This is a genomic window from Neisseria weixii (genome assembly GCF_002327085.1).
GTDB lineage: Bacteria > Pseudomonadota > Gammaproteobacteria > Burkholderiales > Neisseriaceae > Neisseria > Neisseria weixii.
Genome location: NZ_CP023429.1, coordinates 2,285,971 through 2,306,199, shown reverse-complemented (window position 1 = coordinate 2,306,199; position 20,229 = coordinate 2,285,971). Strand labels below are relative to the sequence as shown.

Sequence of the window (20,229 nt, the reverse complement as noted above, 5' to 3'; positions counted from 1 at the left end):
TGATATACTAAACTTCCGGCCGAAGCAGGCCGTCTGAAAAGACGAATGCTTGTTTCAGACGGCCTGAAGTGATAAGGTAACCGTGTTTATTTTTGGAGCCTTATGATGAAACTTTATATTTACGATCATTGTCCGTTTTGTGTGCGTGCGCGTATGATTTTTGGTTTGCGCGGCTTGCCGTTGGAAACGGAAAATCTGATGAATGACGACGAAGCTACCCCCATCGGCATGATTGGTGCCAAACAAGTGCCGATTTTGCAGAAAGAAGACGGCTCGTTTATGGGCGAGAGCTTGGATATCGTGCGCTATGTGGATGAGCAGGCCGGTCAAGGCCGTCTGAAAGAAGACATCCGTCCCGAATTGCAGGCTTGGTTGGACAAAGTCGGCGAATACAACAATAAACTGGTGCAGCCGCGCACGGTGAAAATCGGCCTGCCGGAGTTTGCCACGCCGGAAGCCGTGAAATATTTCGTTGATAAAAAAGAGCAGAATATCGGTAATTTTGACACCAATTTCAACAAAACCGCGCAATACTTAGAGCGGATCAATACCGATTTGCCGGCGCTCGACGGCTTAATCAGTAACGAAGGCGCAGGCGTAAACGGTGAAGCGGCAATGGAGGATATTCTGCTGTTCCCGATTTTACGCAACCTAACCGTGACACGCGGCATCGAATGGCCGCAAAATGTGATGGATTACCTGATGCGCATGAGCGAAGCGGGTGGCGTGGATTTATATTTTGACCGCGCACTGTAAACGCTAAATGATCAAAGGCCGTCTGAATAAATAAGGCAGCGAAATCATCGATTTCTGCCAAACCTGTTCAGACGGCCTTTGTTTTCAAGTTGCTCTTAACGGCATTTCCAGGGAGTAAAAAAGCCGTTAGCTTGATTTAATGCTGCTTATTGTGCAGCAGAAGCAGGTGCATCAGCCGGAGCCTGTGGAGCTTGTTCACCGGCTTTTCGTTGGAAGCCTTTGTCTTTCATGCAGGCATCAAACGCGGCACGGTCAGCATTTTCACCGGCAGCTTGTTGGCATTGGGCAATGGCTTCTTCCACGCTGATTTGCGGAGCCGGATTTGGCGCTTCAGCAGTTTTATTGCTTGAACACGCGCTCAGCAGCAGCACAGCGGTCGCAACGGAGATAAATAAAGTCTTCATATTGTATATTCCTATATTTTATTGATGTTTACCGGAGTTTTCGGTAGTTGCAGAATCGAGTCTGTAAGGTCATTGAGTGGCAAGGATGGGATTTAGTTTCATTTGACGGTGTAAAGTTTACATCATTTAAAAAGCATAATCGTTAATGACAAAAATGAAATGCTCCATTGCTCAACAGCTTGCATTGTTAAATTCTCTAGCAATTATTCAAAAATCATGGCGAAAAACAAGCCGTAAAAATTAAAACCTACAATATACAATCAAAAATCAACAGTGAGATTGACGGTAAGAATGCCGCGTCAGTAAAATCACGGCTAAAGATTGGTTTGACCAATTTTACCGATTTGCACACGCCATACACAGAAAAAAATCATGACAAAATTAGTTCGTCCGCAAAAGGTCAGCGACCAAATATTGGCGGTTTTGGAAGAGCGCATTGCCGCCGGTGAATATCCCGAAGGCCAGAAGATTCCGCCCGAGCGCAGTTTGGCTGAAGAATTTAATGTTTCTCGCCCATCGGTGCGCGTGGCTTTAAATGTGTTGATTGCCAAAAATGTTTTGGAAGCGCGGCAGGGGGATGGTTATTATGTTTCTGCCAAGCCGCAGCAGGATTTTTTGGCTGATTGGCAGGCATTGTTGGGCAAGCACTCCAATTGGGAGCGCGATGTGTATGATTTCAGTTGCCACATCGAAGGCTGCATGGCGGCATTGGCGGCCATGCGTCGCACCGATACGGATTTGAAGCGCATTGAGTTTTGGTTGGCCAACTTTGAAACCGCCTGCCATGAAGGCAATCTGGACCATCAGGCCGAAGCGGATTATTCTTTTCACCAAACCATCGCCGATGCCGCACACAATATTTTGTTCAGCCATTTATCGGCCAGTTTGCTGAAAATGCTTTACGAACAAACCCGCAGCGACATCATTCATGCCGACCATGAGTATAACCCGCGCCCGACCTTAATCGCGCATCACCGTGCCTTGTATGAAGCCATCAAGGCAGGCGATGCGCAACAAGCTGCCGAAATTGCACGCCGACATTTGGATTTTGTGTCCGAACACATTAGAGAAGGACGTGAATACCAAAGCCGCCGCGAACACGCCGGTACTTTGGCGCAGCATGATTTGGATAGAGTCAAAGATTGGTGATTTGATAAAAAGGCCGTCTGAAAACAGGGTAATCTATAGATTGACACTGTTTCAGACGGCCTGATTGATGATAAGCTGCTTAACGGCAATGCTTAGTCGTCGTCATCGCGTCTGTCGCGACGACGGTTAGAGCGGCTATCGTCGTCATCTTCGTAACGGCGCTCACGTTCATTGCGGCTGCCGCGGCGGTCGCCATCTTCATCGTCTTCATAGCAGCTGTTGCGGCCGCGGCCGTTGTAATAATCGTTGTCGCTGTAATCGGTGACATCGGCTTCGCGGTTGCGGTGATAAGAATACGCCGCACCGGCCAAACCGCCTGCTGCTGCGCCGATTAACGCGCCTTTTTTTGTTTTTACCGACCATGCCACCGGCGACGGCGCCCGCAGCTGCGCCGATAGCAGTAGATTTTACCGTGCTGGTGCGTTTGGTTTGCTCGGCGTGGCTGATGGCCGGCATCATCAATGCAGTGCTGGCCAAAGTGGCGGGCAACATGTTTTTCATGTTCATCTCAATTCCTTTGGTAAGGGATTTTCCTTAAAAAATAGTAGGTTAAGGAAAAAGGTAATTTAGCACGAAATCGGTTACACGGTGCAATAATTGCGATAGAATCCGCTTATCGCGATTGGTTGTGATATGAACGATGGAGCGGTTTGTTCAGACAGCCTGTTGATTGGGATTTGTCGCCGATTCGGGTGGGAGCAGGGCGTGTTTTGTGGCATAATTCATCTTCTAATTTTTTAGCCGCAGACATTTCGCGTTGCGGTTTCAATCTATTATCCTGATTCCTTTTTTCAGACAGCCTAACGGATAGGCCGTCTGAAACAGAAAGATACGTCTATGAATCCATTTGCAACTTTAGGCTTGGGCAACGAAATCGTTTCTGCCTTAAGCCAGCAAGGCTATGAAAACCCGACACCGATTCAGGCGGCCGCCATTCCAAAAGCTTTGGCAGGTCACGATTTGTTGGCCGCCGCGCAAACCGGTACCGGCAAAACCGCTGCCTTTATGCTGCCGAGCTTGGAACGTTTGAAACGTTATGCAACCGCCAGTACTTCGCCGGCCATGCATCCGGTGCGCATGCTGGTGTTGACGCCGACGCGCGAATTGGCTGACCAAATCGACCAAAATGTAACGGGTTATATTAAAAATCTGCCGTTGCGCCATACCGTGTTGTTCGGGGGGTCAACATGGATAAGCAAACCGCCGAACTGCGCGCCGGCTGTGAGATTGTGGTGGCCACTGTCGGCCGCCTGCTTGATCATGTGAAGCAGAAAAATATTAATCTGAACAAAGTCGAAATCGTGGTGTTGGATGAAGCCGACCGCATGTTGGATATGGGCTTCATCGACGACATCCGCAAAATCATGCAGATGCTGCCCAAGCAGCGTCAGACTTTGCTGTTTTCAGCCACTTTTTCGCCGCCGATTCGCAAATTGGCGCAAGACTTTATGAATGCGCCTGAATTGGTAGAAGTGGCTGCGCAAAACACCACAAATGCCAATGTCGAGCAGCACATCATCGCGGTGGACGGCATACAGAAGCGCAATCTGTTGGAGCGTTTGATTGTTGATTTGAACATGAACCAAGTCATCGTATTCTGTAAAACCAAACAAAGCGTGGATCAAGTAACCCGCGATTTGGTGCGCCGTAATATTGCGGCACAGTCGATTCACGGTGATAAGTCGCAGCAAACCCGTTTGGAAACGCTGAATGCATTTAAAGAAGGCAGCCTGCGCGTGTTGGTGGCGACTGATGTGGCCGCGCGCGGTTTGGATATTGCCGAATTGCCGTTTGTGATTAATTACGAGCTGCCGACGCAGGCGGAAGATTATGTGCATCGTATCGGCCGTACCGGTCGCGCCGGTGCCGGCGGTGTGGCGATTTCCTTGATGGATAAAACCGAGCAGAAAATGTTTGAAGCCATTAAGGCCTTAATCGGCAATGATTTGCCGGTGGAGCGCATTGAAGGTTTCGAACCGGGATGGTGGGGTAGCAACGAGGTCGCCCAAACCGAACGCAGGCCGTCTGAAACCCGCAGCCGGGACGATGGACGAAACGAACGCAGCTCGCGCAGTGAACGGTATCAGCGCAACGCCCGCAGCGATCGTGCCGAAAAAACGCGTACCGACAGAAACGATCCCGGTGCGGCATGCGGCAGAATCGCCGGGCGCCGCCGCAGCCGTTTCGAACGCCAACCGTGCGCACTGCTGCAACCGGATTATGGCGCACAACCGAAATAAAAAGCGGCCGCCTGCCTGAGAACGGGGTGTTTTGATGATAAAGGCCGTTTGAAAGCACACACTTTCAGACGGCCTTTTTATTGGCGGTAGAATCCGTTAAATCAAATCCGGTAACAATACCTTGTGGATGTAAACTGAACTGCATTACCGGAAAATGAACGGGAGTCGGAAATCTTGAAAAGGGTTTCAGCCTTATTTCAACAAAATGGCGGGCTGGTAGCCGCGCGCAGCTTCCGAACCGTCAAACGGCACCACGACACCATCATCATAAGTAATGTATACCCGATATTTCACGACGGTGTCGGGCGTGGCCGGATTTTTTGCAATAAAGGGAAACGCGGTATATTCGCCCGCTTCCATGCGGCCGGTGTAAACCACTTTTTCAATATCCCCATCTGTATTTTTCGTAACAGTATGGCGCCAGTTGGGCATCGGGTGGATAAAAAGCATCTTCACCCGCTTGGAACCAGCATCTCTACCTTGGTTACCGCTTTACCGCGGTTGGTCGGCACGTTAAGGCGGAAATGGTCGGATTTACCCGACATGCTGTCCACACCATTGGCGAAATTTCTCACGGTCACATGGGCTTGGGCGACAGATGCCAACCCCAGCAACAAAATCAATGCGGCAGTTGTTTTTTCATACGGACTCCTTGCTACTACTACGGTTATGGGGTGACACGGTGTTTTATATTTTATATCACGGCAGCAGGATAACATGTCCTTAAGTTCCAATCAATTAGGGATATTTGGAAGAAGGGTTTGTCCTGACAAAGGGTTTTGAAAAACCGGATTCCGCCATTGCCGGATACCTGCTCCGACAGTCCGGCATAGCATATCGGTTAAAGTGCGAATCTGTAAAGATTCGCACTTTTTCAGACGGCCTTATTTCTTGTCGTCTTTCACTTCTTCAAAGTCGGCATCAACGACATCGTCGTCTTTCTTAGACGAACCGTCTTGAGCTGCGCCTTCGCCAGCCTGTGCTTCGGCTTGCGCTTGGGCGTAAACCATTTCGCCCAGTTTTTGGCTGGCTGCGCCCAAGGCTTCGGCTTTGGCGTCGATGTCGGCTTTGTCTTCGCCTTTCACAGCTTCTTCAGCGGCTTTCAAAGCTTCTTCGATTTTGGCTTTTTCGTCGGCATCCAGTTTGTCACCGTAGTCGGCCAAAGATTTTTTCACTGAGTGAATCAGGGCTTCGGCTTGGTTGCGTGAAGCGACCAATTCGGTCAGTTTTTTATCTTCTTCCGCGTTGGCTTCCGCGTCTTTCACCATGCGTTCGATTTCTTCTTCGCTCAAGCCCGAAGAACCTTGAATGGTGATGTTGGCCGCTTTGCCGGTGCCTTTGTCTTTGGCGGAAACGTGCAGGATACCGTTGGCGTCAATGTCGAAAGTCACTTCGATTTGCGGCATACCGCGTGGTGCCGGAGCGATGTCGCCCAAGTTGAACTGACCCAGTGATTTATTGGCAGAAGCACGCTCGCGTTCGCCTTGCAACACATGAATGGTTACGGCCGATTGGTTGTCTTCGGCGGTAGAGAAAGTTTGTGATGCTTTGGTCGGAATGGTGGTGTTTTTCTGAATCAGCTTGGTCATCACGCCACCCATGGTTTCGATACCCAAAGACAGCGGAGTCACGTCAAGCAGCAACACGTCGCTGCGGCCGCCGCCCAATACTTCGCCTTGAATCGCAGCGCCCACAGCCACGGCTTCGTCAGGGTTCACGTCTTTGCGAGGGGCTTTGCCGAAGAATTTTTCCACTTCTTCCTGCACTTTAGGCATACGGGTTTGACCGCCCACCAAGATTACGTCGTCGATTTGGCTTGTGCTCAAGCCTGCATCTTTCAAGGCAATGCGGCAAGGTTCGATAGAACGCTTGATAAGGTCTTCCACCAAAGATTCGAATTTGGCGCGGCTCAGTTTCAATACCAAGTGTTTCGGACCGCTCGCATCCATGGTGATGTAAGGCAGGTTGATTTCGGTTTGCTGGCCGCTCGATAATTCGATTTTGGCTTTTTCGGCAGCTTCTTTCACACGCTGCATGGCCATCGGATCACCTTTCAAATCAATGCCTTGTTCTTTTTTGAACTCGTCAATGATAAAGTCGATGATGCGTTGGTCGAAGTCTTCGCCGCCCAAGAAGGTATCGCCGTTGGTGGCCAATACTTCAAACTGTTTGTCGCCGTCTACATCGGCAATCTCGATAATCGAGATATCGAAAGTACCGCCGCCCAAGTCGTAAACCGCGATTTTGCGGTCACCGCCGGATACTTTGTCCATACCGAAGGCCAATGCGGCTGCGGTCGGCTCATTGATGATGCGTTTTACATCCAAACCGGCGATGCGGCCGGCATCTTTGGTGGCTTGGCGTTGGCTGTCGTTGAAGTAAGCCGGAACGGTAATCACCGCTTCAGTTACTTTTTCGCCCAAATAAGCTTCGGCGGCTTCTTTCATTTTACGCAATACTTCGGCCGAAACTTGCGGTGGCGACAATTCTTTGCCTTGCGCTTTTACCCATGCGTCGCCGTTGGCAGATTTGATGATTTCAAACGGCATGGTTTCGATGTCGCGTTGTACTTCTTTGTCTTCAAATTTGTGGCCGATTAAGCGTTTGGCCGCATAGATGGTGTTTTTTGCATTGGTGACGGCTTGGCGTTTGGCCGGTGCGCCGACCAATACTTCGTTGCCGTCGAGGTAGGCGGCCACTGAAGGGGTGGTACGTGCGCCTTCGGCGTTTTCAATGACTTTTGTTTGGCCGTTTTCAGAGATGGCCACGCAAGAGTTGGTTGTACCTAAGTCGATACCGATTACTTTTGCCATAGTGTGATAGCTCCTGGTAAAAAATTAAATTACTGATTAATGAATTTATTGAACTTGTTGTTGAGTTGGCTTGTAGATAAGGGTGTTCAATTTTTTTTCAAGGCTTGAGATGAAATTTTTTTATGATTTAATTCAAGTGCTTGATTTATTTATCCACAGGCTGTTTAGGGTGTTGGTTTGTTTTTTCAGACGGCCTTGTTATCCGAATCTTGTTCCGATGGTTCGGAATGATTTTCCGAAAGCGGCGGATTGTTTACCGGTATGGAATAAGGCCGTCTGAAAATTTTATGCTTGATAAACAGCATCAAGCGGTGCTTTCAATCTTCTTTTTTTGCCACCACAACCATGGCCGGACGCAACACGCGTTCAGACAATGAATAACCTTTTTTCATCACATTGACGATGGTGTTGGGCTCTTGCTCGCTCACCACGGTTTGCACGGCTTGGTGTTGGTGCGGGTCGAGTTTGTCGCCCACAGCAGGGTTGATTTCTTTGATTTGGGTGGCATCGAATGCTTTTTGCAATTCGTTCAAGGTCATTTGCACGCCCATTTTCAAGGCTTCGAAATTACCGCTTTGGTCCAGCAAAGCCATTTCCAGATAATCTTTTACCGGCAGCATTTCAGCGGCGAATTTTTGACCGGCAAATTTATGGGTCGCGGCGATTTCTTCCTGATGACGGCGACGCAGGTTTTGCTCATTGGCCAAACCGCGCAATTGTTCGTCTTTGAGCTGGCCTTCCAATTCTTCAATGCGCGCCTGCAGATCTTCAATGGCCGGCTCAGGCGCTGCTTCGGCTTCAGCGGATTCGGTTTCAGCAACGGCCTCAGCTGCGTGCGCTTCTTGAGTTTCTACTTTTTCTTCTTCGGTGTTTGGGTTTTGTTCAGTCATGTCCGACATCCTTCGTTCAACGGGAAATAGTTTAATAAACCGCATATAAGGCCGTCTGAAAAAATTTCAAGCCAAATAAACTTTAAATCTCTAAGAGAACTTTTGGTTATAAACTTATCTGTTAATCGGCTATGATAAACTCAATGAAAACGGTAAGATAACAGTTTTATCAGTTTCAGACGGCCTTTACCATCATGAAAAAAACCACATCTGCCCCTCCGAAAAAAGACCATCTCAATACCCGCAGTTTCGATTTGTGGAATGCGATTCTTGAAGAAACCGCCGCCGCCGCCAACGCCGAGCCGATGCTGGCCAGTTTCCTGCACCAAACCGTGTTGCGCCACGATTCGCTTGATGCCGTGTTGGCATTTCATTTATCGAGCAAACTCGGCAGTCCGATTATGGATGTGCGCGCGTTGAACGAAATCTGCCTGCAAGCGTTTGCCGATGATTGCTGCATTATCGACAGCATGAAACAAGATTTGCAGGCCATTTACGAGCGCGACCCGGCTTGTGACGAATATTCGCTGCCGCTGCTTTATTTCAAAGGGTTCCACGCCATTCAGGCGCACCGCATCAACCATTGGCTGTATAACAACGGCCGCAAAACCTTGTCTTATTTCCTGCAAAACCGTATGTCGGAAGTGTTCGGCGTCGATATCCACCCTGCCGCACGTTTCGGCCACGGCCTGATGCTTGACCATGCCACCGGTTTCGTGGCCGGTGAAACCGCCGTTTTGGGCAACAATATTTCCATCCTGCACGGTGTGACCTTGGGCGGCTCGGGCAAAGAATGCGGCGACCGTCACCCGAAAGTTTCAGACGGCGTGATGATAGGCGCGAACGCTTCGATTTTGGGCAATATCCGCATCGGCGAAAACGCCAAAATCGGCGCCGGCAGCGTCGTGGTAGCCGATGTGCCGTCGTCGATTACCGTGGTCGGCGTGCCGGCCAAACCAATCGGCCGCTCGTCTAAAGTGCCGTCGCAAGACATGAATCAGTATATTGAATTGTCGGGTGCGGATTTTGTGATTTGACGGAATAAATACAGCCTTTAAAAATACAATTTTCTTTGTAAGGCAAACTTAACGCATGCTTAAAAAGATGAAACAGCCTAAATCAGATGCCGCAAAACTCTGTCGGGTCGTGGATGAGATTCTTTGGCGGATGTGGGATCCGCTGGAAATCAATGATGAAGAAAATTGCCGCGATGAATATCAAAGCTATGCGTATGTGCTGACAGGTATGCTTGGGCGTGGCGCAGATAAACATGAAATTGCGCAATATTTGGCGCAATTGCAAAGCGAGGCGATGGGTTTAAGCGGTATGGACAAACGCCGCACCGAGCAGACGGCACAGGAAATTTGTACCGCTTATGGGCAGTTGAGGTAATTTTGAATGATGAAAAAATGCCGTCTGAAAACAAGTATTTTCAGACGGCATTTTCTATAGGGTTTATTCAATCGGCGGTTGCGGTGCCCCGGCCGGACGTTTGTAGCGGTTGTACATAAACAGATACTGCGTTGGGAAACGTTGAATCCAATACTCCATGTTTTGATTGATGATACGTGCATCGTGGGCTTTGTCGCCGTTGAGTTCGTCTTGCAGAGGTTCGATGTGCAGCGCAAATCCTTGGCCATCGGGCAGGCGTTCGCCGACGAAAAACAGCGCTTTCACGCCTTTGACTTGGGCGAGTTTGCCCGCTAGTGTCATGGTATAAGCCGGACGGCCGAAGAAATCGACCCACACGCCGTCGCCGCCTTCTTCGGGCGCGGGTACATGGTCGGGCAATACGATGGTGGCTTCACCGGCGCGCAGGGCTTTGATAACCTGCTTTACGCCTTGGATGTTGGTCGGCGCGGTTTTGCCCTTGCCGCGCACACGTCCGGCCTGCATGACGGCATCGACGGCTTTGAATTTAGGCGGTTTGTACATGGCGGTCAGCGGAAAAGGCAATTGCTGGCTGATGTAGCGGCCGGCCAAATCATAGCTGCCGATGTGCGGTGTGATGAAGAGCAAGCCCTGCTGATTATCCAAGGCCGTCTGAACGTGTTCCCAGCCGTTAATTTGTTTGAACAGCGTTTCAATCTCTTCAGGCCGTCTGAAAAAAGCCACGGGCAGTTCCAAACCGCCTTTGGCTGTTTCGCGGAACACGGTTTGAATCATCTTATTATCGGGCTGCAAACCGGCTTGGCGCATATTGGCGCGCACGCGCTGCCGGTCTTCCTTGAGAAAATAAAATGCCACACTGCCCGAAACGTTGCCCAGTGTGTGCAACAGCGGCATCGGCAGCGCGGCAAAGCATTTGAATAACAGAATAACGAGGGTTTGCATGGGCGTAAATGTCCAGTCAATTGTGAGAGTGTGATTATAGTATAATGGCAGGGCGTTTCTATCACTTTAAATTTAAGTATTTTTAAGAAACAAGGGAAAACTGGGTGATTGTTTTATTATTTCTCATTTTAGGGCCTTTTATAGGTTTAATCGGTTTGGTATGGTTTGACGGGGCATGGAGTGGGCTGGACGCGGAAATATTGCTACTGGCTTGGTTGCTGGGCGCGGTTCCCGCCGGGCTGTGCGGCTGGGTTGTCCGAATCGCTAAATTAACACGAGGTTGGATGGGCAGTGTTGCGGCGGCATTTATCGGCGCGGCCTGCGGTGCATTATTTGGGACGGTACTGTTCAGAGACTTGGAAGCGGGCATTGTCTTCGGCAGCTGCGGCGCATTTTCCGCACTGGTGCTGTCGGTATTTCTGCCGCCTGAAAAGAGGAAGGATACTTGATAAAACCGCTCGGTTTTGCTACAATCCCAGCTGCATTAAGAGTTGGGAATTCCATGCCAACCTGCTTTTCGAAAAGAAAAGTAAGGTGGACGGTCGCAAGGCCGATGTGGCTCGCCAGAGCAATCCGAACCCGCTTAATGCGGGAATTTTTTTGTCTGTTGCAAAAGAATTTCGTGCATTTAAATAAGTAAATAAGAAAAATTCTTATTTGTATAGTGGGGTTGGGCAAAAACTGCTATGATTTTTGCCGTTTGATTATGTAAGTAAATAGGCCGTCTGAAAACCTAACGGCTTATTTAAAAAAAGAAAGAATGAGTAATGAGCGAATTTTTGTTTACTTCTGAATCTGTATCCGAAGGCCATCCGACAAAGTGGCCGACCAAATTTCCGATGCGGTTTTGGATGCGATTTTAGCGCAAGACCCGACCGCACGTGTGGCGGCGGAAACCTTGGTGGCTACCGATTTGTGCGTGCTGGCCGGCGAAATCACCACCACCGCCGAGATTGATTACGAACAAGTGGCGCGCGACACCGTAAAACGCATCGGCTACAACAATCCCGAGTGGGGCTTTGCCGCCGATACCTTTAAATTGGTGTTGAACTACGGCGAACAATCACCCGACATCGCCCAAGGTGTCAACGAAGGCGAGGGCATTGATTTGAACCAAGGCGCGGGCGACCAAGGCCTGATGTTCGGCTATGCCTGCGACGAAACCCGACATTGATGCCGTTTGCCATCTACTACAGCCACCGCCTGATGCAGCGTCAAAGCGAATTGCGCAAAGACGGCCGCCTGCCGTGGTTGCGCCCTGATGCCAAAGCGCAATTAACCTGTGTTTACGACAGCGAAACCGGCAAAGTAAAGCGCATCGATACCGTGGTATTGTCGACCCAACACGATCCGGAAATCAGCCACGAAGAGTTGGCCAAAGCTGTGATTGAACACATCATCAAGCCGGTGTTGCCGTCTGAAATGCTGACCGGCCAAACCAAATACCTGATTAACCCGACCGGTAACTTCGTGATTGGCGGCCCGCAAGGCGACTGCGGTTTGACCGGCCGTAAAATCATCGTCGATACCTACGGCGGTGCCGCACCGCACGGCGGCGGCGCGTTCTCCGGCAAAGACCCGTCTAAAGTTGACCGTTCTGCCGCTTATGCCACCCGCTATGTGGCGAAAAACATTGTGGCCGCCGGTTTGGCGACACAATGCCAAATCCAAGTGTCTTACGCCATCGGCGTGGCCGAGCCGACTTCGATTTCGATCGATACCTTCGGCACCGGCAAAATCAGTGAAGCCGATTTGATTAAATTGGTGCGCGAACACTTTGACCTGCGCCCGAAAGGCATTGTGCAAATGTTGGACTTGCTGCACCCGCGTTACAGCAAAACCGCCGCCTACGGTCACTTCGGCCGCGAAGAGCCTGAGTTTACTTGGGAGCGCACCGACAAGGCGCAAGCATTGAGAGCCGCTGCCGGTCTTTAATGATGAAAGAACCAAAGGCCGTCTGAAACTTATGTTTTCAGACGGCCTTTTCTCTTATACAATAGCTGCATTATTTTTCTATGAATAAAGGACACAGCCATGTTCGGTAAAAACCTGTTTGAAGAAGTGACCTCGAAATTGAGCGAAACCATTGCCAACAGTCCGGCTAAAGATGTTGAGAAAAACGTCAAAGCCATGTTGGGCAGCGCGTTTAACCGCATGGATTTGGTGACCCGTGAAGAATTTGATATCCAGCAGCAAGTGTTGATTAAAACCCGCACCAAATTGGTGGAGCTGGAAGCGCGTCTGGTCAAGCTGGAAGCAGCGCAAAATCCTGCGGCCGAAGAAAACATGGTTGAATCTGCCGCCAAAGTGGAAGCAGCCGTTGAATCGGTAACCAAAGCAGACAGCGCCGAATAAGGCCGTCAATCATGTCGCTCGCTTTGGTTTACAGTCGCGCCCTAAGTGGCATGAATGCGCCGTTGGTCGAGGTGGAAGCCCATCTTGCCAACGGTTTGCCGCATTTCAATATTGTCGGGCTGCCGGATACCGAAGTGAAGGAAAGCCGTGACCGTGTGCGGGCGGCGATTATCCAAAGCGGCTTTGATTTTCCGGCAAAAAAAATCACCGTCAATCTGGCGCCGGCCGATTTGCCCAAAGAATCCGGCCGGTTTGATTTGCCCATTGCCATCGGCATTTTAGCCGCGTCAGGTCAGATTTCGATGGAGAAACTGGCGCAATACGAATTTGCCGGCGAGCTGGCCTTGTCGGGTATATTGCGGCCTGTGCGCGGCGCATTGGCAATGGCGTGGCAGGGTATGCAGGCAGGGCGGGCTTTTGTGCTGCCATTAGAAAATGCCCGGCAAGCCGCCGTGATGAAAGGCATCACGGTTTACGGTGCGCAATCGCTGGGCGAAGTGGCGGCGCATTTAAATGCCGTCGAGCCTTTGGCGCAAACCGAATGCCCGAATCTCGACAGGCCGTCTCAACATACAAACTTGCCTGATTTAAGTGATGTAAAAGGGCAACATACCGCGCGTTTGGCTCTGGAAATTGCGGCGGCAGGAGGACACAGTTTATTGATGATGGGGCCGCCGGGTACGGGTAAATCGATGTTGTCGCAGCGCTTGCCCGGTATTTTGCCGCCACTGACTGAAGACGAACTGGTCGAAGTATGGGCCTTGCGCTCATTGTTGCCCAATCATCAGCAAGAACTCAGCCACGAGCGGCCGTTTCGGTCGCCCCATCACAGTGCCAGCTCGGCGGCGATGGTCGGCGGCGGTTCGGATCCGCGGCCGGGCGAGATTTCTTTGGCGCACCACGGCGTATTGTTTCTCGACGAATTCCCCGAGTTTGACCGCAAAGTGTTGGAAGTGTTGCGCGAGCCGTTGGAAAACGGTGAAATCCACATTTCCCGTGCGGCGCGGCAGGCGGTCTATCCGGCCAAATTCCAATTGGTGGCGGCGATGAACCCGTGTCCGTGCGGCTATCTCGGTCACCCGAGCAAACCCTGCCGCTGCACGCCCGAGAGCATCGCGCGTTACCGCAGCAAAATTTCAGGGCCGCTGTTTGACCGCATTGATTTAACCATTGAAGTGCCGAGCCTGCCTGCCGCAGAATTGATGCAGCAGCAAGCGGGCGAACCCAGTGCCGATGTGTTACAGCGGGTGTTGGCGGCGCGCGACAGACAATATGCGCGCCAAGGTAAAGTGAATGCCGCCTTGAGCGTGACCGAATTAGACAGCGCGGCCAATATCGAACAGGAAGCGCGCGATGCCTTAGGTGCGATGCTGGAAAAATTATCACTTTCGGCACGCAGTTTCCACCGCATCATACGCGTAGCGCGCACCTTGGCCGATTTGGCCGGCGATAAGGCCGTCGGCCGCAGCCATGTGCTGAAAGCCATCAGCTTCCGCAGGGCGTTGTAATTCCAACACCATTCAGAATAATAAATCCCAGTAGCCCGTTTTTCAGACGGCCTGCTGATAAATGGAGAGGCTGTTAAGTGGCCTGCGCACGGCACATTATGTCGATATTTTGATTTTGCCGAATATAAGAGTTGTTGATAAAATGTCCTATCTGAATAGAGGACGGCGGTTCAGAGTGGTGTTCATACTTTGAGGCCGTCTGAAAAATAAAGGTACGTTATGAAAAAACAGACACAACATGGTAAAGGTATTGCCGGTTTTATTTCAGGGCTGCTGCTCGCGACTGCTGTGATTGTCGGCATTTTGTTTTTCTTAAACAAAGGCAATCAAAACCAATTCAAAGAACTGGCTCAGCCGGAGCAAACTTCCGAGCCTGAAGTTTTGCAGCCGCAAGCGCTGCCTAAGCCGGTGGAAAAACCTGCTTCAGAAGCAGAGCCGGCTGCCCCTGTTGAGCCGGATACCAAAGCCGGCGAAGCGGATACCGCCGCTTCAGAAGCGCAAGATACGCCGTCTGAAACCGAGCAGCCTAAGGCCGATGAAAACAAACCTGCCACCCCTGCGGCGGTGCCTGTGCCAATGCCGAAAGCCACTGTTGGACCTAAAGTCACGACAGATGCCGAAGATGACCGCGATGCCGCCGAACGTGCCGCTCAAGAGCGCGAAGAGCGTGCTGCCGCAGAGAAAAAAGCCGTTGAAGCCAAACGCAAAGCCGAATTGGCACAAAAACGTGCGGAAAAAGCCAAAGCGGATAAAGCTGCCGCTGATAAAAAAGCCGCAGCCGAATTGACTGCCCAACAAAAAGCCCGAGCCGAGCGCAAACTGGCCGAGAAAAAGGCCGCAGAGAAAAAAGCAGCAGAGAAAAAAGCAGCAGAGAAAAAAGCAGCAGAGAAACAGCCTGCCAAGCCAACTCCGGAGCAAATCTTAAACAGCGGCAGCATTGAAAAAGCGCGCAAAGCTGCAGGTGAAGAAGCGAAGAAATCAAGCAAAGCTGTAGGCGAAGAAGCGAAAAAATCAAGCAAAGCTGCCGACAGCAAAGCCAATGCAAGCCCGAAATCTTCGGATAAAAAAGTGATTGTACAAATGGGTTCATATGCCGACCGTGCTTTTGCCGATGCGCAACGTGCCAAATTGGCCATGATGGGCGTGCAGTCCAGTGTGGTAGAAGGATCGGCCAACGGTAAGAAAGTGTACCGCCTGCAAAGCGGTGTGTTGGCACAAGATGCAGCCCAGCGCGTGCAGCAAACCTTGAAGAAAAACGGCATAAGCAGCTTTACCCGTTCGGTTCAATAAGGAATGATGATGAAAATGAAATTATTCTCGGCATTGATGGCCTTGTCTTTGGCCGGTATGGCGCAAGCCGCTACCGAAGGCAAGGATTACCAAGTGCTGGCCAAACCGATTCCGCAGGTTCAGACAGATAAGGTGGAAGTGTTGGAATTTTTCGGTTACTTCTGCGTGCATTGCTACCATTTGGATCCGGTGTTGTTGAAGCACAGCCAATCCTTTGCCAAAGACACATACTTGCGTACCGAGCATGTAGTTTGGCAGCCGGAAATGTTCGGCATGGCACGCGTGGCCGCTGCGGTGAACAGTTCCGGTTTGAAGTACCAAGCCAATCCGGCTGTGTTCAAAGCGGTATATGAGCAAAAAATCAACCTGGCCGACAGTGCAACTTTCAAACAATGGGCTGCGGCGCAAAAAGGTTTTGACGGTAAAAAATTGGTTGCCGCCTATGATTCAGCAGCCAATCAAGCTCAAGCCAGAAAAATGCAAGGTTTGACCGAAACCTACCGTATCGAAAGCACGCCGATGGTGATTGTCGGCGGCAAATATGAAGTGTTGTTCAACGGCGATTATCAAAACGGCATGAGAACCATTGATGAATTGGTTGCCAAAGTGCGCAGTGAGCGCGGTTTGAAGTAGGCAGGCAGCCGTGTAAAAAGTAAAGGGCGGCCTTGGCCAAATCCGCCAATCATTGAGATAGCTACCGATTATCATGAATAACAAACAGGCAGTCTGAAAAGGCTGCCTGTATTTTCATTCCAAATTATAATGCTTGTCGGAAATGGTTTCAGAGGACATGAAACCATTTGACGTGAATATTGTCGTAAGCAATATTTGATGAATGAAGCAGCTTAATGTTTTGATTGATAAACAGGCCGAGACCTTTGTAAAATACTTCATTGGAGCGTATTTCTTCGTTATGCGCCCCTCTAAAGCTTGTCTATCTGTATGATATGTTTGTGCTTTCTACGCTGCTTGCTTTGAACCGCACTCAAATTTGGAGTTTTGCAAGTGTAGAAAAACGTCGGTTGTTTACACTTTTTATGCCAAACGGCTTTTATTTTTGCCTGAATGATTGTTTTAGGATTTTTGAGCATTATTAAGAACCATGCGGCTTTGCCTTCGGAATCTTTGACAACACTCAAAAATCCCAAGATGGGTCTTCAGGCAAAAAAGAAAAAGTGGAAACAACGCTAGGATTTTCTACACCCCAGGCCGTCTGAAAGAGGTTTAATGGATATTATATTGTTGTTGAAAGCCCTGATTTTGGGCGTTGTTGAAGGATTGACCGAATTTTTACCGATTTCGAGCACGGGACACTTGATTGTGGTCGGCGATTTACTGAATTTCCACAGCAACGGCAAAGTGTTTGAAATCGCCATCCAATTAGGCGCGGTATTGGCGGTGGTTTTTGAGTATCGCCAACGTTTTGGCAGGGTAATCCGCGGTATCGGCAGGGAACGCGCGGCGAACCGTTTTGTGTTGAATTTGGCAGTGGCGTTTGTGCCGGCAGCGGTGGTGGGTTTGTTGTTTAGCAAACAGATTAAGCTTTATTTGTTTAACCCGATTACTGTGGCCACCATGCTGGTGTTGGGCGGCTTTTTTATTTTGTGGGTGGAGAAACGCCAACAAAGCCGTGCACCGAAGGTGGTGAATGTTGATGATATACGCCCGATTGATGCTTTTGTGGTCGGTTGTGTGCAGATTTGTGCTTTAGTGCCGGGAACGTCGCGCTCGGGCAGTACCATCATGGGTGGTATGCTGTGGGGATTGGAGCGCAAGGTAGCGACTGAGTTTTCATTCTTCTTGGCCGTGCCGATGATGATTGCGGCAACTTCTTACGATATTTTGAAACATTATAAACTGTTTACCCTGCAAGACATCGGTTTGATTGCAGTCGGTTTCATCGCTGCATTTTTCGCCGGTTTGCTGGCGGTGAAAGCTTTGCTGAAATTTTTGGCAACAAAAAATTATGTGCCGTTTGCCTATTACCGTATTGTTTTCGGCGGCTTGATTCTGCTGACTTGGGCGATGGGTTGGGTGCAGTGGACTGAATAAATCAGTTTGAAAAAAGGCCGTCTGAATATTCAGACGGCCTTTTTATAATCATTCAATTAATCATTCAATAATTTCGGTAAACACAATCGGTTTGCCGCGACGGGTAAGGGTAGCAAAACCTTCCTGAACATGCCAGCGGGTGGAAAGGTTGCTGTATTCTACGCCCTTTGCCCACGATTGGATTTGCTTCAGGCTTTCCACCGTGTTGCCTTGGCGCAGTTCTACCGTCATCGGGCTGTTGCTGTTGATGTAAATGGCGGTAATGCGTTGACCGTCGGCGGCTTCGTAGTTGACGGAATACGTTTCGGCTTCGGCCACAACCGGTATCGGTGCGGAAGGGCGTACAGCTTTATGTGAACCGCAGGCGGCGCAAAGGGAAATCAAGAACAAAATGGCGGCGTGTCGAATCATGGTGTGTGTTTAGTAATGATGATGGGGAATTTCGCCATCTAGATGATAGCGGATACTACAATAGGGGCATTCAATGTCGCTGTTGGACTGAATCGGCAGGAATACACGCGGGTGGCCGTTCCACGTTTCGTATTTGGGACCCGCGCAATGCAGCGGCAAATCTTGCGGTGTGATGTGGATAATGGGATTATCGGTTGTTTGTGGCATGATGATTCCTTGGCAGTTTGCTGTTTATTGTACGACAGAAGCACGGTTTTGTGCACAAGCTTTGTGGGTTTGGATTCGGCAAATAAAAGGCCGTCTGAAATTATCTTGCTTTCAGACGACCCCTACATTCATGGCTTAATCATTAGCACACTTCAACCAACCAGCCGTGTTTGTCTTCAGCCAAACCGTATTGGATGTCGGTGATGGCTTTGCGGATGGCGGTGCCGCGCGCTTGGCTTTGCACGTTGATTTCTTTGCCGTTAATCACAAATGAAGTCACCGGCGAAATCACGGCGGCGGTGCCGGTGAGAATGGCTTCGGCGCCGTTTTTAATCATGGTTTGCAATTCGTCAACGGTGAAGTTGCGTTCGGTTACTGTGTAGCCCAAGTCTTTGGCTACGGTCAATACGGAATCACGGGTGACACCGTGTAGGAATTCGTCGGTCAGCGGTTTGGTCACCAATTCGTCGCCGTTGATAACGATGAAGTTGGATGCGCCGGTTTCCTGTACGTCACCGTTCGGGCAGAACAAGACTTGCGCCGCACCGTGTTCTTCTTTCGCTTTCAGCACCCAAGGCATGGCCGAAGCATAATTACCGCCGCATTTCACGCGGCCCATGTGCGGCGCGCAGCGGATGTGTTCGGTTTCTACCAAAATTTTCACCGGCGAACCCATTTTGAAGTAGTCGCCCACAGGAGAAGCCAAGATATACAGCAGTGCAGTTTGCGATGGTGCGCCGGCTTTGCCGATAATCGGGTCGGTGCCGATTAAGGTCGGGCGCAGGTATAAGGCAGCAGGTGCGTCGGGGATTTCATCAGCGGCACGTTTTACCAGTTCAATCAAAGCGTCTAAATAGGTTTCGGTTTCCGGTTTCGGTAAATGCAGGATTTCCGCGCTTTGCTGCATGCGGGCGATGTTGGCAGTCGGGCGGAACATCACGATTTTACCGTCGGCCTGACGGAAGGCTTTCAAACCTTCGAAGCATTCGCTGCCGTAGTGCAGGGCATGCGCGCCGGCCGGAATGGTCAAATCATTTGAAGGCTGCCATTTGACCGGCTGCCATTGGTTGTCTGTAAATTCGATTACCGGCATTTCGGCGTGAAATACGCTGCCGAATACGGCTGGAACGGGTCTGCTCATGATATGGCCTTTCTTATTCTTAAATGATCTGGATTCGATAGATTAAAAGCTAAACAATACGCCTGTCGATATGGTTTTGGCAAGTGGAAAAAAACGGATTTTTAACGTAATTTTTCAGGCTTAAATACGGCAGAAGCCGAGCAGACGGGCAATGCATGGAAAACAGTTTGCTAAATTGTCAGCAATTAGTGATTACCAAAGGCCGTCTGAAAATGATGGCGGCGAATCTTTCTGCGTTGTACCGTTCTATCCTAAACGAAATAAATCGTTTAAACTTACACAGGATTATTTTCAGACGGCCTCATCAGCTTAGGCCGCATGCACGGAGAATTGAATGAAAGTTGTTTACCTGATTGTTAAAATTTTGATTTTGCTGGTGTTCTTGCTGCTGGCCGTGAGCAATACCCAAGTGGTGTCGTTTTTCTACCTGCCGGGGCAGCACGTAGAAGTACCGTTGATTGTGGTGTTGTTCGGCGCATTTGTGGTCGGCATTGTGTTCGGTATGTTTGCGCTGTTCGGCCGTTTGCTCGGATTGCGCAGTGAAGCCAACCGCCTGCGTGCCGAAGTGAAAAAACACGGCCGCATGACCGAGCAAGACATTCAGAAAGCCACGCCTACTGTGCCGGCGGCGACAACGGCATCTACCCCAATCAATCTGATGCAGAAATAAATAAGGATG

23 protein-coding genes, 2 pseudogenes and 1 riboswitch are annotated in these 20,229 nt (G+C 50.1%); of the genes and pseudogenes, 15 read left to right on the top strand and 10 right to left on the bottom strand.

Annotated elements, in window-relative coordinates:
• Positions 1 to 105: 105 nt before the first annotated feature.
• Complete coding sequence (locus tag CGZ65_RS11550; protein WP_096295913.1) at positions 106 to 756, top strand: GrxB family glutaredoxin; 651 nt, start codon at positions 106 to 108, stop codon at positions 754 to 756.
• 146 nt (positions 757 to 902) lie between these two features.
• On the opposite strand, the gene CGZ65_RS11545 is transcribed toward CGZ65_RS11550, so the two are convergent.
• On the bottom strand, positions 903 to 1,160 hold the full coding sequence (locus CGZ65_RS11545; RefSeq protein WP_096295912.1) for a hypothetical protein: 258 nt from the start codon (positions 1,158 to 1,160) through the stop codon (positions 903 to 905).
• 372 nt (positions 1,161 to 1,532) lie between these two features.
• Between CGZ65_RS11545 and CGZ65_RS11540 the strand changes: the two genes are divergently transcribed.
• The gene (locus CGZ65_RS11540) at positions 1,533 to 2,309 is read left to right on the top strand and encodes a FadR/GntR family transcriptional regulator (RefSeq protein ID WP_096295911.1); all 777 of its coding nucleotides are present in this window, start codon (positions 1,533 to 1,535) and stop codon (positions 2,307 to 2,309) included.
• Between the two features lie 92 nt (positions 2,310 to 2,401).
• On the opposite strand, the gene CGZ65_RS14435 is transcribed toward CGZ65_RS11540, so the two are convergent.
• Positions 2,402 to 2,677: a hypothetical protein gene (locus tag CGZ65_RS14435; protein ID WP_096295910.1), complete on the bottom strand. Its 276-nt coding sequence runs from the start codon at positions 2,675 to 2,677 to the stop codon at positions 2,402 to 2,404.
• Between CGZ65_RS14435 and CGZ65_RS14430 the strand changes: the two genes are divergently transcribed.
• From CGZ65_RS14430 to CGZ65_RS15290, 3 genes and pseudogenes are all read left to right on the top strand, one after another.
• Positions 2,656 to 2,847 (top strand): hypothetical protein, encoded by a 192-nt coding sequence (locus CGZ65_RS14430; protein WP_232507446.1) that lies wholly within the window; start codon positions 2,656 to 2,658, stop codon positions 2,845 to 2,847. The genes CGZ65_RS14435 and CGZ65_RS14430 overlap by 22 nt on opposite strands.
• Before the next feature lie 299 nt (positions 2,848 to 3,146).
• Positions 3,147 to 3,679, top strand: a pseudogene (locus tag CGZ65_RS15295) (DEAD/DEAH box helicase); the annotation flags it as partial.
• Positions 3,674 to 4,549: a helicase-related protein gene (locus CGZ65_RS15290; RefSeq protein ID WP_415906987.1), complete on the top strand. Its 876-nt coding sequence runs from the start codon at positions 3,674 to 3,676 to the stop codon at positions 4,547 to 4,549. The pseudogene CGZ65_RS15295 and the gene CGZ65_RS15290, both read left to right, overlap by 6 nt.
• Positions 4,550 to 4,741: 192 nt before the next feature.
• Here CGZ65_RS15290 and CGZ65_RS13515 read toward each other — a convergent pair whose 3' ends face one another.
• From CGZ65_RS13515 to grpE, 4 genes are all read right to left on the bottom strand, one after another.
• Positions 4,742 to 4,999, bottom strand: a complete 258-nt coding sequence (locus tag CGZ65_RS13515) for a hypothetical protein (protein ID WP_198345291.1) — start codon at positions 4,997 to 4,999, stop codon at positions 4,742 to 4,744.
• A gap of 2 nt (positions 5,000 to 5,001) precedes the next feature.
• Positions 5,002 to 5,172, bottom strand: a complete 171-nt coding sequence (locus tag CGZ65_RS13510) for a hypothetical protein (protein WP_198345290.1) — start codon at positions 5,170 to 5,172, stop codon at positions 5,002 to 5,004.
• Between the two features lie 261 nt (positions 5,173 to 5,433).
• Positions 5,434 to 7,362: a molecular chaperone DnaK gene (gene dnaK, locus CGZ65_RS11520; protein WP_096295909.1), complete on the bottom strand. Its 1,929-nt coding sequence runs from the start codon at positions 7,360 to 7,362 to the stop codon at positions 5,434 to 5,436.
• 317 nt (positions 7,363 to 7,679) lie between these two features.
• Positions 7,680 to 8,261 (bottom strand): nucleotide exchange factor GrpE, encoded by a 582-nt coding sequence (gene grpE / locus CGZ65_RS11515; RefSeq protein WP_096295908.1) that lies wholly within the window; start codon positions 8,259 to 8,261, stop codon positions 7,680 to 7,682.
• Between the two features lie 185 nt (positions 8,262 to 8,446).
• Between grpE and cysE the strand changes: the two genes are divergently transcribed.
• Positions 8,447 to 9,289 (top strand): serine O-acetyltransferase, encoded by an 843-nt coding sequence (gene cysE / locus CGZ65_RS11510; protein ID WP_096295907.1) that lies wholly within the window; start codon positions 8,447 to 8,449, stop codon positions 9,287 to 9,289.
• 55 nt (positions 9,290 to 9,344) lie between these two features.
• The gene (locus CGZ65_RS11505; protein ID WP_123803529.1) at positions 9,345 to 9,644 is read left to right on the top strand and encodes a hypothetical protein; all 300 of its coding nucleotides are present in this window, start codon (positions 9,345 to 9,347) and stop codon (positions 9,642 to 9,644) included.
• A gap of 63 nt (positions 9,645 to 9,707) precedes the next feature.
• On the opposite strand, the gene CGZ65_RS11500 is transcribed toward CGZ65_RS11505, so the two are convergent.
• Positions 9,708 to 10,586, bottom strand: a complete 879-nt coding sequence (locus tag CGZ65_RS11500) for a lysophospholipid acyltransferase family protein (RefSeq protein ID WP_096295905.1) — start codon at positions 10,584 to 10,586, stop codon at positions 9,708 to 9,710.
• 104 nt (positions 10,587 to 10,690) lie between these two features.
• Between CGZ65_RS11500 and CGZ65_RS11495 the strand changes: the two genes are divergently transcribed.
• The 7 genes and pseudogenes from CGZ65_RS11495 (at position 10,691) to CGZ65_RS11460 (ending at position 17,791) form a co-directional block, all read left to right on the top strand.
• A complete protein-coding gene (locus CGZ65_RS11495; protein ID WP_096295904.1) occupies positions 10,691 to 11,035 on the top strand; it encodes a hypothetical protein in 345 nt (114 codons plus the stop codon).
• A 27-nt stretch (positions 11,036 to 11,062) separates the two neighbouring features.
• A riboswitch (SAM-I-IV-variant riboswitch) is annotated at positions 11,063 to 11,173 on the top strand.
• Positions 11,174 to 11,353: 180 nt separating this feature from the next.
• Positions 11,354 to 12,521, top strand: a pseudogene (gene metK / locus CGZ65_RS11485) (methionine adenosyltransferase).
• Positions 12,522 to 12,620: 99 nt separating this feature from the next.
• Positions 12,621 to 12,941, top strand: a complete 321-nt coding sequence (locus CGZ65_RS11480) for an accessory factor UbiK family protein (protein ID WP_096295902.1) — start codon at positions 12,621 to 12,623, stop codon at positions 12,939 to 12,941.
• Positions 12,942 to 12,952: 11 nt separating this feature from the next.
• Positions 12,953 to 14,449 (top strand): YifB family Mg chelatase-like AAA ATPase, encoded by a 1,497-nt coding sequence (locus CGZ65_RS11475; RefSeq protein WP_096295901.1) that lies wholly within the window; start codon positions 12,953 to 12,955, stop codon positions 14,447 to 14,449.
• Between the two features lie 219 nt (positions 14,450 to 14,668).
• Positions 14,669 to 15,739, top strand: a complete 1,071-nt coding sequence (locus tag CGZ65_RS11470; RefSeq protein WP_096295900.1) for an SPOR domain-containing protein — start codon at positions 14,669 to 14,671, stop codon at positions 15,737 to 15,739.
• A gap of 9 nt (positions 15,740 to 15,748) precedes the next feature.
• On the top strand, positions 15,749 to 16,372 hold the full coding sequence (locus CGZ65_RS11465) for a thiol:disulfide interchange protein DsbA/DsbL (protein WP_378595461.1): 624 nt from the start codon (positions 15,749 to 15,751) through the stop codon (positions 16,370 to 16,372).
• 594 nt (positions 16,373 to 16,966) lie between these two features.
• Positions 16,967 to 17,791, top strand: a complete 825-nt coding sequence (locus tag CGZ65_RS11460) for an undecaprenyl-diphosphate phosphatase (protein WP_096295898.1) — start codon at positions 16,967 to 16,969, stop codon at positions 17,789 to 17,791.
• 60 nt (positions 17,792 to 17,851) lie between these two features.
• Here CGZ65_RS11460 and CGZ65_RS11455 read toward each other — a convergent pair whose 3' ends face one another.
• From CGZ65_RS11455 to ilvE, 3 genes are all read right to left on the bottom strand, one after another.
• Positions 17,852 to 18,199 (bottom strand): hypothetical protein, encoded by a 348-nt coding sequence (locus CGZ65_RS11455; RefSeq protein ID WP_096296188.1) that lies wholly within the window; start codon positions 18,197 to 18,199, stop codon positions 17,852 to 17,854.
• Positions 18,200 to 18,211: 12 nt separating this feature from the next.
• Positions 18,212 to 18,409 (bottom strand): zinc-finger domain-containing protein, encoded by a 198-nt coding sequence (locus CGZ65_RS11450; protein ID WP_096295897.1) that lies wholly within the window; start codon positions 18,407 to 18,409, stop codon positions 18,212 to 18,214.
• 142 nt (positions 18,410 to 18,551) lie between these two features.
• The gene (ilvE, locus tag CGZ65_RS11445) at positions 18,552 to 19,550 is read right to left on the bottom strand and encodes a branched-chain-amino-acid transaminase (RefSeq protein WP_096295896.1); all 999 of its coding nucleotides are present in this window, start codon (positions 19,548 to 19,550) and stop codon (positions 18,552 to 18,554) included.
• 334 nt (positions 19,551 to 19,884) lie between these two features.
• Here ilvE and CGZ65_RS11440 point away from each other — a divergent pair, with 334 nt between their 5' ends.
• The gene (locus CGZ65_RS11440) at positions 19,885 to 20,220 is read left to right on the top strand and encodes a LapA family protein (RefSeq protein ID WP_096295895.1); all 336 of its coding nucleotides are present in this window, start codon (positions 19,885 to 19,887) and stop codon (positions 20,218 to 20,220) included.
• Positions 20,221 to 20,229: the final 9 nt, after the last annotated feature.